This is a genomic window from Chelatococcus sp. YT9 (assembly GCF_018398315.1).
GTDB lineage: Bacteria > Pseudomonadota > Alphaproteobacteria > Rhizobiales > Beijerinckiaceae > Chelatococcus.
In genome coordinates this window covers 1,618,307-1,633,242 of sequence record NZ_JAHBRW010000002.1, presented here as the reverse complement: position 1 = coordinate 1,633,242, position 14,936 = coordinate 1,618,307, and the positions used below count along the sequence as shown (strand labels likewise).

Sequence of the window (14,936 nt, the reverse complement as noted above, 5' to 3'; positions counted from 1 at the left end):
GTTCATCCGACATCCTCCCAAATCGAGCCCATGCAAGGAGACGCTCATGACGGCTGAAGTCGCTGCGACAGAAGGTGGGGCAGCAAGCCGTTCCGGCGCCGAGATCTTGGTGGATTGCCTGCGCCGTCAGGCGGTTGACCGGGTCTTCTGCGTGCCGGGCGAGAGCTATCTTGCGGTGCTCGACGCACTTCATGGTGTTGCCGATGAGGTGCAATTGGTCGTTTGCCGCCAGGAAGGCGGCGCGGCCAATATGGCCGACGCGTACGGCAAGCTCACCGGCCGGCCGGGCGTCTGCTTCGTCACGCGGGGGCCGGGCGCAACCAATGCCTCGATTGGCGTGCATACCGCATTCCAAGACTCGACCCCGATGGTCCTGTTTATTGGCCAGGTGGCGCGCGGCTTCAAGGATCGCGAAGGCTTCCAGGAAGTGGACCTCGTCGCCATGTTCCGCCCGCTCGCTAAATGGGCGGCGGAGATCGACGACCCGCGGCGCATCCCGGAATATATTCACCGCGCCTTCCAGACGGCAATGGCCGGCCGCCCGGGACCCGTCGTCCTCGTCCTGCCGGAGGACATGCTGAGCGAGGAGGTCGCAGTCCCCCCCGACGCGGGCTTGCGCGCGGATCCCCTTGCAGCCGCGCCGCGGCCAGACCAGATCGCAGCTTTTGCCGCGCTCCTCACTGAAGCCAAGCGCCCGATGATGATTCTGGGCGGCGGGGGGTGGACGACCGATGCACGCGACCACCTTCTCGCGTTCGCCGAACGGGCTCAGCTGCCGATCGCCGCCTCCCTGCGCTGCCAGGACTACGTGCCCAACACCCACCCGCTCTATGTCGGCCACTTCGGTATCGGCGCCGAGCCGCAGCTGGTCAAGCGGCTGGGAGAGGCCGATCTTGTCGTCGCCTTTGGCACACGATTGGGCGAGATGACCACGGCCGGTTATCGCCTGCTGACCGTGCCGCGGACACGCCAGAAGCTCGTGCATATTCATGCCGACCCTGAGGAACTCGGCCGGGTCTATCAGGCCGATCTGCCGATCAATGCGGGTCTTGCGCCCTTCGCGGCCGCGGTCGCTGTCCTTGACGCAACTGCGGGCGCCGCGGACCGGCAGGACTGGGTGCGGAGCCTGAAAGCCGAGCACGACGCGACCTATGCGCCTCTTTCCAATGCGGGCGATCTGGACCTGACGGCGGTGTTTCAACATCTGCAGGAGGTCCTGCCCAGTGACACCATCGTGTCGAACGGCGCAGGCAACTATACGGGCTGGGTGCATAAGTACTGGCGCTTTTCCGCCTTCCGCTCACAGCTTGCACCGACCTCCGGCGCTATGGGCTACGGCGTGCCAGCAGCGGTCGCGGCCAAGCTTACCTATCCCGGCCGCACCGTTCTCTCGGTCAACGGCGACGGCTGTTTCCTGATGAACGGCCAGGAGATGGCGACAGCCGTCCAGTATGGCGCGCCCATCATCTATCTCGTCGTCAACAACGGCATGTATGGAACGATCCGCATGCATCAGGAGCGGGAATATCCAACCCGTGTCTCCGGCACTGAGCTGCACAACCCCGACTTCGCGATGCTCGCGCGATCCTATGGCCTTGCAGGGCATCGAGTAGAGCGGACCGAGGACTTCGCGCAGGCTCTCGAGGCGGTCCTTGCAAGCCCGAGCGGCGGCTTGATTGAACTCATCGTGCCGCAGGAGGCGCTCTCGGTGCGGTCGAGCCTCTCGCAATTGCGTTCGGCCGCTCTCAAAAGGCAAGCTGCACAAACCACCACCGCAACCGTTCCAGGAAGCAACCAGGGGAACCGCTGATGACCGACGCGCCGCGCCTGTGGTCGTCCTTGTCCGCCGACGAGCACGAGTTTCAGTACAACCCGCAGAACGCCTTTCCCAATTTCAAGGACTATCAGGCGGGGCGCGCCGTGCCGAACCGCAAGGCGCGCGAGGAGTTGGTTTCCCATCGGGACATCGCCTATGGCGACCATCCCCTGCATAAGGTCGACGTCTATCCAGCTTCGGGATCGGCCGGTCCGGCACCTGTGCATGTGTTCTTCCACGGTGGCTACTGGCGCGCCCAGGACAAGGAGAACTTCGCTTTCATAGCCGGCGCGCTGGTGCCGCTCGGCATCACGACGGTCATCGCCAACTACGAACTTTGCCCGGCTTCGACCCTTGACGGTGTGGTCGCTTCCGCTCTCGCGGCAATGGAATGGACCCACCGCTCGATAGCGGACTATGGTGGCGCTGCCAACGCGATCACGGTCTCTGGCCATTCCGCCGGTGCGCATCTCGGCGCCGAGGTGATCGCAACTGACTGGCGCGCGCGCGGCGTAGCACCGACTTTTCTGAGAGGTGCAGTACTGATCAGCGGCATCTACGATCCCGCTCCGGCCATCCGCACGACCGTGAACGCGGAGCTCAATCTCGATGCAGCGATCGCGGCGCGGCACGATGTCGAACGACGCACGCCGGTGATCGACTGCCCGGTGACCATCCTCGCGGGAGGCATCGAACCCTGGCATTGGATCGACCAGTCGTTCCGCTACGCCCACCATCTCCACAGGCATGGGCGAGACCCGGAGACCCATGTGGTTCCAGGCTACAACCACTTCGACATCATCAACCAGTATCTCGATCCCGAGAGCCCCATCATGCGCGCGGTAGTGCGCCAGACGCTCGCCCCCGCCGGAGAAGGATGATGACCGCAGGCTCCGACGCGCTTCCGCGGATCACGCTCTATGAGCACGACCTCGCTGGCTCCGCCATGGAACTGGCCACTGGCGCCCATCGCTTCGCCTATGTCGAGACAGGGACGCTCACCATCGAGGATGCAAGCGGAGCGCGGACCTGCACCGCCGACGACGGCCTTTTCCTGGACGGGCAAGCGCGGCTGCGCGGCGAAGGCCGTGTCTGGATCTATGAAGTGGACCCGACGGGCGCCGCTTTCAGATGGGACAAGAGCATCATCCTCTCCCATCCCCTCACTGTCGCGTTCGATGGTCCCTGGCTCATGCGCGCGGACCGGATCGAATCGCCACCAGGCGCAGCCACGCCGCGGCACGGCCACCGCGGCCCGGGTATCCGCCGGCTCGTCTACGGGCGTCTCATCGCCGAGGTCGGCGACCATGTCGAGCGGATCGCGGCGGGCCAGGCATGGTTCGAAACCGGCGACGATCCGGTCATCGGCACCAATATCAACGATGGCAATAACGCCTTCGTGCGTGTCATGGTGCTGCCGGCGGAGCTCGAAGGCGGCAAAAGTTCGTTCGTCCCGACGACGCCCGAGGATGCCGTGAAGCCGCGCGCCGTGACCAGCCGTCTGTTCGGCGAGCGCCTGATTTCACGCCCCTGATCCAAATGCCTGAAGCCGTGAGCGAGGCTGAAGCCGCGCTCCCTTTCACCTCGGGGCAGGTGGCCTTACCAGTTGGCGCCCCGTGCCTCTTAGAGTGGCGTAATCATTCCGGGGCGCCGCATGGCGGCGAGCCCGGAATCGATAAAAGATACCATTTTGAATTCGACGATCGTCCAACAGCGCTTTTTGCGGATAGGATATCGGTCCCTGAATCCGGTCTCAGGCCTACGGCCCGCCCCGGAATGACGGCGGAAATCCGATGCCTCAGGGCGGAAACCCGGCCGAAAGCAAGCCGGCTTGGTTGGCCCATATTCCTCCGTCAAGGCCCCACGCGTCCGTGTCCATTTTTAAGTCCGCGAGAGGCGGACTTGCTCTCCCATATTTCTGCATTCCAGCAATTGCTCTACAAATCCCCCGAGGCAATCGGAGAGGGCGATGGACCTGCGGCAGCTTGAATATTTCCTGCGTGTTGCGCAACGGTGCAACATCTCGCTCGCTGCCGCAGAGCTCAATATTACCCAGCCCACGCTGACCAAGAGCATTCGGCTTCTGGAGGATGAACTCGGCGTCAAGTTGTTCGAGCGGTTGCCGCGTGGCGTTGCGTTGACCGACGTCGGTTTGCGCTTGTTGCGCCACGCCGAAGCCGTACATGTCCAAGTCCGTGACGCAAGCCAGGAGATTGCCTCGCTGCGCAGCGGCACTTTCGGAACAGTTACGATCGGCGCGGGGCCTGCCTGGCTGCGGCGCAATCTTCCGCTGGCGGTGGCGGAAGTGATGAGGGAACATCCCGGCATTCAGCTGCGCGTCGAGGGCGGTTTCGACGAAGCCCTGTTTCGCTCCCTCCGTGACGGCGAGCTCGATTTCGTGGTCGCGGAGCTTCCCTCACCAGACGACAGGCGCGACGTCGAGGTCATCCCGCTGACATCGGATAATCTCGGCGTGGTCTGCCGGGCCGGACATCCGCTCGCGCGGCGCCGGCGCATACCCATGCGTGATCTTCTCACCTATCCCTGGGTCATGCCGCCGCGCACCACGCGCGCCCATCGTCGGTTCGACGCCCTCTTCGTCACGCACGATCTCCCCCCGCCGACGAGTTGTCTCGAGACCGGCTCACTCGCGTTCCTGATCAACGTCCTTCTTCACTCGGACGCGTTGACCTTCACCGTGTCCAAAACCCTGGTCACGCGGGAAGGCAAGGACCTCGCCATGCTAGACGCACCCGACCTTACTGTCAGGCGCGAGGCCGGTATCGTAATCCGGCGCGGGGGCTGGCTATCTCCCGCCGCGCAGCACGTCGCGGACGCATTAAAGGCAATCTGTGCGGCGGAGCCGGAGAACTGACGATTAGCCATTCACTCCGTCTATGGCTGCGGCATTAAAAGTTGTTTGTGCGCATAGCGTGGATGTGCAACGCTCCTTCTTCAAAATAAGTGGCCGCGAGACGCCCGGCCCGCGTTGGGGAGGATGTTCATGAATCACAAGAAGCGCTTCTTGAACCGTCGTGAGATGCTGGCTGGCGCGGGTGCCGGATTCGCGCTGTCGACGCTGGCCACGGCCAGGAGGGCGCGAGCAGCGTCTGTCTCGCCATTCACCATCGTCATCAACCAGTCGCCCTGGTTTGAGAGCTTTCGCAAGACGGTCGAGCTTTACGAGAAGGAATCGGGCAACAAGGTCGAGCTCGACGTCAATCCCTTCGCGGGCTCTCTAGAGAAGCAGCGTAATTCCGTGCGCGCGGCGCGTGGCCAATATGATCTTCTGATCATGAACTCCGGCTGGTTCGCGGAGATGTACTTCGGCGGCTTCGTCGATGCGATCTCCGATATCGACCCGGGCTTTAAGCTCGATCCGGATGTGTACTCGCTAGGTGAGACGATCTATTTTGATCCGGTCAAGAAGACGATGACGAAGACCGGCAAGTTGATGTCCATGCCGATCTCGCCATTGATCCCTCTCCTTTACTATCGCGGCGACCTCTACAAGGAGGCAGGCCTCAAGGCGCCCGAAACCTTCGCGGAACTGGAGACTAACGCGCGCCACTTCCAGAAGCCCCCGCGCATGTACGGCATTGTCCAACGCGGCGCGCGTGGCCCGCATACGGTCGCCTACGACTTCTATCCCTATCTCTATGGCTTCGGCGGCGGGATCTTCAAGGACCAGGCGGCGGGTGACTATTCCGTTGTCCTGAACGACGAGAAGGGACGCACGGCTCTCGACTATTATGTCCGCCTCGCGAAGGAGGCGGGTCATCCGAAGACCGCCTCGCTCGACCAGGCCGAAGTCATCCAGAACATGGTGACTGGCAAGACCGCCCATATCATGATGGTCATCGCAGCATGGTCCCAGATGGACGATCCAGCCAAATCGGCTGTCGTAGACAAGGTCGAATTCGCGCCCACGCCCCATGCTCCCGGCCTGCCGACCGCACCAGGCTTGGGTCATTGGCTCGGCGGCATCGCGCGCAACGTGCCGGATGATCGCAAGCGCGCGGCCGTCGAATTTCTCCGCTGGTTCCAGACCAGGGAAGCGCAGGTCGCGACAGCCAAGCTCGGCGGGATTCCGATCAACGCCGCAGCTTATCGGGATCCGATTTCTCAAGAACGGCAATTCCGCTGGATGAAGCCGCTGGCGGAATCCCTGCCGCATGCGGTGAACATCTACCAGTTCCCCGAGGCCAGCGAAGTCATTGCCATTCTCGAACTTGGTCTCAACCGCGCTGTCGCGGGCGAGATCACATCAGTCGAGGCGCTCAACTCCATGTCGGACCAGATCCAGACTGTTATGGCGAAGTATAACTACAATACCGGCAAGCTGCCGCCGTTGCGCTGAGGCCGGTGTGCCCATGGCTTCACGCAGCATCGCAATCGCCGCACCTGACGTCGCGGTGCGGCGATCCTCCACCCCCGCGAAACTCGGCGACGACCGGACTTGGCGATGGGCAACCTTTGGTCCGGCGCTGTTGCTGATGCTGATGCTGAGCGTCTTGCCGCTCGCCAATCTGTTCGTCACGAGCTTCTATAATGTGACGTGGGCGGAGGGGACCGCCACCTGGGCTCCCGTGGGCCTCGAGCATTACAGGGCGCTGCCGGCCGATGCCCTGTTTCGCGCGGGCCTTCTCAACACGCTCATCTTCGCAGTGGGCGCGGTCGGCGGTCAGATGGTGATCGGCTTCGCGCTCGCGCTGCTCTGCAGCCGTGTCGCCCATGGGCGGATCCTCTATCGCACCGTCTTTATCCTGCCGATCCTCATCCCTGGCATCGTCGTCGGCGCCATCTGGAAGCTGATGCTGAACTACGACTTCGGCCTCATCAATCAGGCTATCGGCCTGATTGGCATGGATCCTCGCGACTGGCTCGGCGCGAGTGAGACGGCGCTTGCCTCGGTCATTGTGGTCGATATCTGGCACTGGACACCGTTCTGCTTCCTGCTCTTCCTCGCGGGACTCGAATCCCTTCCGCAGGACGTGTACGAAGCCGCGCGCGTCGACGGCGCGTCGGGTTGGCAGGAGCTCGTCTACATCACGCTGCCTATGATGTGGCCCGCCATAATCGTCACCTTCGCCTTCCGACTGGTGCTGGCCTTCAAGGTCTTCGACGAGGTCTATCTGCTCACGAGCGGCGGACCAGGCACTGCGACGGAAGTCGTCAGCTTCACACTCTACCAGCGCTTCTTCACGGAGGACCGGGTCGGCTATGGCGCTGCGATGTCGATCGCCGTGATCTTCATTGTCTCGCTCTTGCTCGTGCTGGCGCTGACGACCCGGCGGCGTTCGGAGGCTTCCGCATGAGAACGGGTTCTGCTGCGCCCCGCCACGTCGGCAGCCACGTCTTTCTGATTGCAGCGGCGATAGCGGTCGTCGCGCCCGTCGTCTGGGTCGTCGCGGCCGGCTTCCGCACACAGATCTCGCTGCTGACGGGCGAGTTCTTCTTCACCCCGGTCCTCACGAGCTTCACAGAGGTCCTGTTCTCCAAAACCTCCGATTTCCTCGTCAACTACCGGAACTCGCTCATCGTCGGCATCATCAGCACGGCGTTGTGCCTCGTGATCGCGACGCTGGCAGCCTGGTCGCTTCATCGCATGCGGTGGCCGCGCTGGGTCGTCCATATTTTCCTCGCCTGGGCACTCCTGTTCCACATGATCCCGCCGATCGCGCTGGCGGGCGCCTGGTTCACGATGGCGCGGGCGGTCGGGCTGGACAACACCTTCACGGCGCTGATCCTTGCCCATACCGTGCTCAACCTGCCGATGGCGCTCTGGCTGATGGGCGTATTCGTGCGAGAGGTTCCGCGGGAACTCGAAGAAGCAGCGGCAATCGATGGAGCCTCCACGCCGCTGCTGCTGCGCAAGATCGTACTGCCGATCATCGCGCCCGGCCTTGCAGCGACCGGCGTCCTGACCTTCGTCTTCAGCTGGAACGAATTCGCGGTGGCCCTCAATCTCACCATGAAGCAGACGGCGACGGTGCCGGTCGCAATCGCCAAATTCGCGCAGGACTTCGAGATTCTCTACACGCAGATGGCAGCAAGCGCGGCGCTGTCGATCCTCCCGGCACTCATCCTTCTGCTGATCGGCCAACGCTACATTGTCAAAGGACTGACCCAAGGCGCGGTGAAGTAACGCCGTGATTGACCGCCACGAGTAAGGGCTGCCCGCCGTCGCGGGCCGGTTCAACGGAAGTGACCATGAAAGCAGTCTTCGTCCTGTTCGATTCGCTCAACCGGCACATGCTGGGAGCCTATGGCGGCACGCGTGTGCCGACCCCGAATTTTGATCGGCTCGCCGCGAGGAGTCTTACCTTCGACACCCATTACGTCGGCAGCCTCCCCTGCATGCCGGCGCGCCGCGACATGCTCACCGGCCGGCTGACCTTTCTTCATCGCAGCTGGGGCCCGCTGGAGCCTTTCGACAACGCCTTTCCGGAACTCCTCCACAACGCGGGCGTATACAGCCACCTGATCACCGACCACTTCCATTATTGGGAGGATGGCGGGGCCACCTACCACAATCGCTACGATACCTATGAGTTCGTGCGCGGGCAGGAAGGTGATCCTTGGAAAGCCATGGTCCAGCCGCACTGGGAGCGGCTGCGGGAGATGTATCACGCTCGCCAGTTCACCACCGAACGCCGCGAGTATTTTTCGCAGAACATCATCAATCGGGAATTCATCCGGGAAGAAAAGGACTTCCCCTCGGTTCAATGCTTCGCGCATGGATTCGAATTTCTCGACCGTAACCGCGATGCGGACAACTGGCTGTTGCAGATCGAGACCTTCGATCCGCATGAGCCCTTCACGGCGCCCGCGCGCTTCAAACAGGCGTTCGATACCGGTTGGACCGGCCCCATCCGTGATTGGCCCCGCTATGGCCGGGTCGACGAATTGCCGGAAGAATGCGAGGAGCTGCGCGCGAATTATTATGCCATCGTCTCGATGTGCGATTTTCTCATGGGCGAGTTGCTCGATTACTTCGACAAGCATGACCTGTGGAAGGACACGGCGCTCGTTGTGACCACCGACCATGGCTTTCTGCTCGGCGAGCACGATTTCTGGGCGAAGAACCGCATGAATCTCTATGAGGAGATCGCCCATATCCCCCTCTTCCTGCACGATCCCCGCCAGCCGAGGAATGGCGAGCGCTGCGCCGCGCTGACCCAAGCGGTCGATCTCGCGCCGACCTTTCTCGATCTCTTCGGCGTCGCGTCGGCGCCCGAGATGGAAGGGCGCTCCCTTCTTGCCGCCGCGCGAGGCATGCAACTCCGCGAGGCAGCCTTGTTCGGCTATTTCGGTGGCGCTGTGAATGTTGCCGATGGGCGCTATACCTACCACCGTTTTCCAGCGGATCTGAACAACCAGGAGATCTATCAGTATACGCTGATGCCCACCCATATCTTCTCGCCTTTCTCGACGGAAGAACTGTCGCAGGCGAGCCTCTCCAACGGCTTTCCCTTCACCAAGGGCGCGAAGGTGCTGAAAGTGCCCGTCACCGATCGCTCGCCGATGTACAATGTCTATGGCCCCGGCGCGCTCATCGAGAACGGGACCCGTCTTTATGATCTCGTCACCGATCCCGGGCAGGAACGGCCGCTGGCCGACCCCGATGCGGAGCAACGGCTCGTGTCCTTGATGAGCCGCTTGATGGCTGACAATGAAGCCCCCCCGGAGGCCTTCGCCCGTCTCGGGCTGCCCGCGCCGGCATCGCGGGAAACCGAAGAGGTTGCGACAGGGTCATGAGGGCGGCCTCCATCAGGACGCGATCCGGCGACTTGCGACAGTTCGCGGCCGTTCGCCGGATCACACTGGATGATGGCCCGGAACGCGGCGTGCGGGCGCTCGCCTTTTCGACGGGGGGCGGGCTCGATTTCTGGGTGCTGTCCGATCGCTCGCTCGATATCGGACCGCTCTGGTGGCGCGGTCTGCCGCTTGCCTGGCAAGCCCCCACGGGCTTCATGAGCCCCGCCCTGCACGATGCGGAGGGCGATCAAGGTTTCGGCTTCAACAGGAGTTTTTCCGGCTTTCTGGTCACCTGCGGCCTCGACCACATCCGGCAGCCTGCGGATGGCCATCCACTGCATGGCCGGCTCCCCTTCACGCCGGCGCGGGTGACGGCTTATGGAGAGGATTGGGAACGCGACGAGCCGGTCCTGTTCTGCGAAGGCGAAGTCGTCCAGGCGCGCCTCGGTGGACACGCCTTCCGTCTTAAACGGCGCATCGAAGCAGCTATTGGCGGGTGCTTCCTCTCCATCACGGATGAGGTCGAGAACATCGGCACGTCGCCCAGTCCGCAAGCGAGCCTTTATCATTTCAATCTTGGCTTTCCCGCGCTTGCCGATGGAACACGCGTCGAGCGCGACGGGCAGAGACTGCTCGGTCCGCTCGTGGTGCCGGACGCGACCGCATCTCGCGACAGCTTCACGACGGCGATCGAGAACGACGACCTTGCGCGCTGCCGGGTTGCAACGCCGTCACTTGGCCCCACAGGGCTGGGAATCGACTTCGCCTGGGGACGCGCATCTCTGCCTTATCTGCAGCTCTGGCACGATCTGCGCCCCAACGCCTGCGTGCTCGGCATAGAACCTTGCACGAGCGCGCGACGGGATGGCGGGCTGAGCGGTACAGAAAATAAGCTCGTGCCCGGTGAAAGACGTATTTACCAATTACGAGTCACTATGCGCGAACTATCTGACGCCGTTGATGTAACCGAGTTGTAGAGACCACGACCATGAGGATCTGGGCAAAGGCCTCACAGGAGGCCAGGCTAGGCGGGCGTTTAGCCACTTTGGCGAAACTGTTGCAGACAATCCGACATAAGCGGGACGGCTACAAGCCGGAGCGCCACTATATGCGCGGGCCGGGACCGAAGGCGCTGGCAAAGGGTCGCGCGCAGAGCGCTCCTTAAGCCATCCGGCATTCAGGGCTGACATGGTACCCACGCCGGTCATTCCGGGGCAAGCCGCGCGCTTGAGCCCGGGATCATCGCCGAGGCGACCTGTGATAGTCTGGTAATCGTTGTCGAAGACGGGCAGCCTTGTGGAGCGCAGTTGTTCGTTCTCGGGGATACCGCCTGTGCCGTTCCCAGGATGACCGCGGCATAATCGAGACTGCCCCCGTCTTCCCTCATCGCTCGAAGAGGGCAATGGTCAGCTTGCCTGTTCGAGGACGCTTGGAGAGGTTGCGATCCGGAGTTTCGCCGTCGCCGTCTCGTCAATGGCGAGCGGGTCCGGACGAATGGCCACGGCGTAGATGTCACTCGCGGCCCGGATCGATACGAGACCAGCGCGCACGTCGCAGAGGACACGCTCGGGATCGCGCAACTTCGGAGCACCAAATCCACCGGCACCCGCCGTGCGCATGCTGAGCACATCACCCTTCTTCAGCGCGTAGGTTCCCTTGGAATGGAGGTAACGTTCCTCCGGGGTATCGGGGTTGAGCACGGTGGCGGCGCAGGTGCCGGGGAGGCCTCCTTCCAGCCCGTAGGGATGGTTCTCGTAGCGATCGCCCAAATTGGTGACAAGCCCCACATCGGCGACAAGGCGCAGGTCCTTGCGCAACGCCATGCCGCCGCGAAAACGCCCCGCCCCGGCTGAGTCGGGAATGAGCTCCATGCGCTCGATAAAGACCGGCGCGTTCATTTCCTGCACCTCGACCGGCGTGTTCGTGCCATTGGTTGGCGAGGTGGTCGCTTCCTGGCCGTCGCGGTGCCGGTGCGCCCCGACGCCGCCGACCGCCGACATCCATGCCAGAAACGGCTTGCCTGTAAAGGGGCTCACAGAACCGCTCACCTTGGGATTGCAGAAGCCGGAGCTTGCCGTGATGACGCGATCGGGGACGACCTGGGCGAGCGCTCCCATCACGACCTCATAGATGCGGTTGGCGGTGACGGCCCGTGCGCCGCTGGCGGCACCCGGCCGGGGATTGACGAAGCTGCCCTGGGGCGCCCGGATCTCGATGCAGCGGATGATGCCGAAGTTCTGCGGCGCTCGCGGCAGGGTCACGGATTTGACAGCGGCGATGCAATAGGACCGCGTGTACTGCATGTAGGCGTTCATGCCCGCGTCCCGCTGCGGACCAGTCCCCTCGAAATCGCAGATGATGCGATCCTCGGCGATGGTCAGCGCCATCTGCATGTGGACAGGCTCCGTGCCCGGCCCGACGTCGTCGAGCTTGTCGGAAAAGTGGTACGTGCCCTTGGGCAGCTCATCGATAGCCGCCAGCATCGCTTCCTGGCTCTGCACCAGGATCTGGCGCATGCAAGCTGCGAACTGCTCAGGGCCATACTGCTCGGCCAGCGCGCGTATGCGGTTGGCGCCCACCATATTTGCCGCGAACTGCGCGTGGAGGTCGCCGATGACGTCCTTGACGCGCACGTTGGCCTCTATGATCCGCAGGATCTCGCGGTTCGGCTCCCCGTTCTTGAAGAGAAGCGTGGGAAGGAAGCGGATCCCTTCCTGGCATGTCTCGCGGACGCCCACAACCTCCTCGCTGCCCGGCGCGCTGCCGCCGACATCGATATGGTGGGCGATGTTGACAGCGTAGCCGACCAACCTCTCGCCGAGATAGACGGGCGTGACCATGAAGAAGTCGGGGAGGTGACCGGAGCCGATGGTCGGATCGTTGCAGATCACGGCGTCACCCGGCCCGAGGCTGCCGACGGGATAGTAGTCCAGCATCTGGCGCACGGTGAACGCCATCGAGCCGAGATGGCCGGGGCTGTAGTCGCCCTGCGCCACCATGTTGCCCTCCGCGTCGAAGACGCCGGTGGAGAAGTCGGATCCTTCGCGCACGGTCATGGAATAGGCGGTGCGCAGGAGCGTGCTTCCCATCTCCGCGGCCGTTGACAGAAGGCCGCCCCAGACCACCGAGAAGGTCACGGGGTCGATGGTCGTGTCCAAGGGTTCGATCGAGCTCATGGCGGGCGCTCTCAGCTGAGTTCGGTGACAAGATTGCCGTGCGGATCGACACGCGTTGTGCTGTCGGGCGGCAGGACGATGGTGGATTCGCGCTCCTCGACGATGGCCGGACCTGTGACCACATCGCCCACGCTGAGACGGTAGCGGTCATAGACCGTGCAGTTCGTGAAACCGTCCGTCTCGGGAAACCAGACCTGGCGCGCGCCCTTGACGGCACGCGTCACGTCACCCTCGAGCGGCTCGAGATCCTCCATGGTGAGGACCGAGCCGATGGCGGTTGCCCGCAGGCGCCAGTGCACACCGACGACATCCCAGCCGGTCTCGAAGGTGCGCGCGCCATAGGAGCGCGCATAGGCTTCGAAGAAGGCCTGGCGCAGCGCGGGAAGGTCCACCGCCGTGTAGGGATAGGGCGGCAGATCGACCGCGATCTCGTAGCCCTGGCCGGCGAAGCGCATGTCGCAGCTCGCCGTGAAGCGCTGGCGCTCCGGAATGACGCCGGATCGCTCCATCTGTTCGCGAGCGCGCGCCTCCAGATCCGCGAATAGCGCGTTGAGGGTCGGGATGACGGCCTCGTCGAGGGTCATGACCTGCGTGCGCGCAAGATCGAGCGAGGTCTCCGCCATGAGGAGGCCGACCGCGGATTCGACGCCGGCCGCGCGCGGAAACACGACCTTCGGGCAGCCGAGCATGCGGGCAAGCCGCGCGCCATGCACCGGGCCCGCGCCGCCGAAGGGCACGAGCGCGAAGCTGCGCGGGTCCTTGCCGCAGCTGATGGTGACGGCCCGCGCGGCCTGAGCCATCTGTTGGGTAACGATCTCGTGGATGCCCCATACGGCCTGCATGGTATCGAGACCAAGCGGCTGGGCGATCTCGCGGTCGATTGCCTCCCTTGCGCCAGCTCCATCCAGGCTCATCTCGCCGCCGAGGAAATAGTCAGGATTAAGGTAACCGAGCGTCAGGTCTGCGTCTGTCACCGTTGGCCGCTTGCCACCTCGGCCGTAACACACCGGCCCAGGCACCGACCCCGCGCTTTCCGGCCCGATCGAGATACCGCCGAGCTCGACCTTGGCGATCGAGCCGCCACCCGAGCCGATCTCGATCAGATCGACGGCCGGGATGCTGACGGGGAGCCCACTGCCCTTCTTGAGATGCGTCATGTCCACCTCGAACTGGCTCGTCAGCAGCGGCTTGCCGCCCTCGACGAGACAGAGCTTCGCGGTGGTGCCGCCCATGTCGAACGAAATGAGGTTGTCGGTGCCGGCCGCCGGCGCGAAGCGGGCCGCTGTTAGCACACCCGCCGCCGGCCCGCTCTCGATGATGCGGATCGGGAAACGCTTGACCACATCGGCGGTGGCAACGCCTCCGTTCGATTGCATGATCAGCATGGGTCCATCCACGCCCATGCGCTTCAGCTCCTCGTCGAGCCGCTCCACGTAGTTGGCGACGCCCGGCATGACATAGGCGTTCATGACCGTCGTGCTCGTGCGCTCGAACTCGCGATAGAGCGGCGAAACGTCGGAGGAGATCGAGACCATGATCTCCGGCACCTCTTCCCGGAGGATCGCCTCGACCCGCCGCTCGTGATCGGGATTGGCATAGCTGTGGAGGAAGCACACGGCGACCGCGACGATGCCGTTGGCGCGAAGCTGTTTCGCCACGTCACGCACGGCCGCCTCGTCGAGCTCCGTTTCGACCGAACCGTCCCAAAGCATGCGCTCCGGCACCTCGAAGACATGGTGACGTGGCACAAGTGGAGCCGGACGGCCCGCCGCGTTGTCGTAGAGTTCCCAGCGCTTCTGACGGCCGATCAGGATCACGTCGCGAAAGCCGCGTGTAGTGATCAGGGCCGTTGGCGGCCCCTTCCGCTGGATCACCGTGTTGGTTGCTATCGTCGTGGCATGCACGACCTCCGAGACGCCGGACATATCACGCGAGCCAGATGCCATCAGGCCCCGCAACCCTTCAAACACCGCCTCCGCGGGATCAGCCGGCGTGGACAACACCTTGCCGATATTGAAGCTGCCCGTCTCCGGATCCAGCACGGCGAAATCCGTGAAAGTGCCGCCGATATCGATGCCGATACGCAGACCCATCTCAAACCCCTCTCTGGGATGATTTGTTTAGCTACTTAATAACGCTTTGAAGGTCAGATCAACCCACTCGCCAGGGCGCGGCGTACTATT

At 63.5% G+C, this 14,936-nt stretch carries 11 protein-coding genes; 9 read left to right on the top strand and 2 right to left on the bottom strand.

Features of this window, described 5'->3' with window-relative positions; translation table 11 throughout:
* Nucleotides 1-46 precede the first annotated feature (46 nt).
* From KIO76_RS27405 to KIO76_RS27365, 9 genes are all read left to right on the top strand, one after another.
* Nucleotides 47-1,810, top strand: a complete 1,764-nt coding sequence (locus tag KIO76_RS27405; RefSeq protein ID WP_213326727.1) for a thiamine pyrophosphate-binding protein — start codon at nucleotides 47-49, stop codon at nucleotides 1,808-1,810.
* Nucleotides 1,810-2,697 carry an alpha/beta hydrolase gene (locus KIO76_RS27400; protein WP_213326726.1) on the top strand — a complete coding sequence of 296 codons (888 nt, stop codon included), beginning with the start codon at nucleotides 1,810-1,812 and terminating at the stop codon, nucleotides 2,695-2,697. Before KIO76_RS27405 ends, KIO76_RS27400 begins: the two co-directional genes overlap by 1 nt.
* The gene (locus KIO76_RS27395) at nucleotides 2,697-3,350 is read left to right on the top strand and encodes a cupin domain-containing protein (RefSeq protein WP_213326725.1); all 654 of its coding nucleotides are present in this window, start codon (nucleotides 2,697-2,699) and stop codon (nucleotides 3,348-3,350) included. The genes KIO76_RS27400 and KIO76_RS27395 overlap by 1 nt, the downstream gene beginning before the upstream one ends.
* A gap of 435 nt (nucleotides 3,351-3,785) precedes the next feature.
* Nucleotides 3,786-4,691: a LysR family transcriptional regulator gene (locus tag KIO76_RS27390; protein WP_213326724.1), complete on the top strand. Its 906-nt coding sequence runs from the start codon at nucleotides 3,786-3,788 to the stop codon at nucleotides 4,689-4,691.
* 129 nt (nucleotides 4,692-4,820) lie between these two features.
* The gene (locus tag KIO76_RS27385) at nucleotides 4,821-6,176 is read left to right on the top strand and encodes an extracellular solute-binding protein (protein WP_213326723.1); all 1,356 of its coding nucleotides are present in this window, start codon (nucleotides 4,821-4,823) and stop codon (nucleotides 6,174-6,176) included.
* 13 nt (nucleotides 6,177-6,189) lie between these two features.
* Nucleotides 6,190-7,134, top strand: coding sequence for a carbohydrate ABC transporter permease (locus KIO76_RS27380; protein ID WP_213326722.1), 945 nt, complete (start codon nucleotides 6,190-6,192; stop codon nucleotides 7,132-7,134).
* Entirely contained in the window at nucleotides 7,131-7,964 is an 834-nt protein-coding gene (locus KIO76_RS27375) for a carbohydrate ABC transporter permease (RefSeq protein WP_213326721.1), read from the top strand. The genes KIO76_RS27380 and KIO76_RS27375 overlap by 4 nt, the downstream gene beginning before the upstream one ends.
* A gap of 65 nt (nucleotides 7,965-8,029) precedes the next feature.
* Complete coding sequence (locus KIO76_RS27370) at nucleotides 8,030-9,577, top strand: sulfatase (protein ID WP_213326720.1); 1,548 nt, start codon at nucleotides 8,030-8,032, stop codon at nucleotides 9,575-9,577.
* On the top strand, nucleotides 9,574-10,554 hold the full coding sequence (locus KIO76_RS27365; protein WP_213326719.1) for a DUF4432 family protein: 981 nt from the start codon (nucleotides 9,574-9,576) through the stop codon (nucleotides 10,552-10,554). Before KIO76_RS27370 ends, KIO76_RS27365 begins: the two co-directional genes overlap by 4 nt.
* A gap of 429 nt (nucleotides 10,555-10,983) precedes the next feature.
* Here KIO76_RS27365 and KIO76_RS27360 read toward each other — a convergent pair whose 3' ends face one another.
* Both KIO76_RS27360 and KIO76_RS27355 read right to left on the bottom strand, forming a co-directional pair.
* Entirely contained in the window at nucleotides 10,984-12,753 is a 1,770-nt protein-coding gene (locus tag KIO76_RS27360) for a hydantoinase B/oxoprolinase family protein (protein ID WP_213326718.1), read from the bottom strand.
* 11 nt (nucleotides 12,754-12,764) lie between these two features.
* On the bottom strand, nucleotides 12,765-14,846 hold the full coding sequence (locus KIO76_RS27355; protein ID WP_213326717.1) for a hydantoinase/oxoprolinase family protein: 2,082 nt from the start codon (nucleotides 14,844-14,846) through the stop codon (nucleotides 12,765-12,767).
* Nucleotides 14,847-14,936 lie beyond the last annotated feature (90 nt).

What these genes read in the sequence shown, in the direction of transcription:
- KIO76_RS27400 (WP_213326726.1), top strand. Translation starts at nt 1,810, where the DNA reads ATGACCGACGCGCCGCGCCTGTGGTCGTCCTTGTCCGCCGACGAGCAC.
- KIO76_RS27395 (WP_213326725.1), top strand. Translation starts at nt 2,697, where the DNA reads ATGACCGCAGGCTCCGACGCGCTTCCGCGGATCACGCTCTATGAGCAC.
- KIO76_RS27380 (WP_213326722.1), top strand. Translation starts at nt 6,190, where the DNA reads ATGGCTTCACGCAGCATCGCAATCGCCGCACCTGACGTCGCGGTGCGG.
- KIO76_RS27360 (WP_213326718.1), bottom strand. Translation starts at nt 12,753, where the DNA reads ATGAGCTCGATCGAACCCTTGGACACGACCATCGACCCCGTGACCTTC.
- KIO76_RS27385 (WP_213326723.1), top strand. Translation starts at nt 4,821, where the DNA reads ATGAATCACAAGAAGCGCTTCTTGAACCGTCGTGAGATGCTGGCTGGC.
- KIO76_RS27390 (WP_213326724.1), top strand. Translation starts at nt 3,786, where the DNA reads ATGGACCTGCGGCAGCTTGAATATTTCCTGCGTGTTGCGCAACGGTGC.
- KIO76_RS27405 (WP_213326727.1), top strand. Translation starts at nt 47, where the DNA reads ATGACGGCTGAAGTCGCTGCGACAGAAGGTGGGGCAGCAAGCCGTTCC.
- KIO76_RS27365 (WP_213326719.1), top strand. Translation starts at nt 9,574, where the DNA reads ATGAGGGCGGCCTCCATCAGGACGCGATCCGGCGACTTGCGACAGTTC.
- KIO76_RS27375 (WP_213326721.1), top strand. Translation starts at nt 7,131, where the DNA reads ATGAGAACGGGTTCTGCTGCGCCCCGCCACGTCGGCAGCCACGTCTTT.
- KIO76_RS27370 (WP_213326720.1), top strand. Translation starts at nt 8,030, where the DNA reads ATGAAAGCAGTCTTCGTCCTGTTCGATTCGCTCAACCGGCACATGCTG.
- KIO76_RS27355 (WP_213326717.1), bottom strand. Translation starts at nt 14,846, where the DNA reads ATGGGTCTGCGTATCGGCATCGATATCGGCGGCACTTTCACGGATTTC.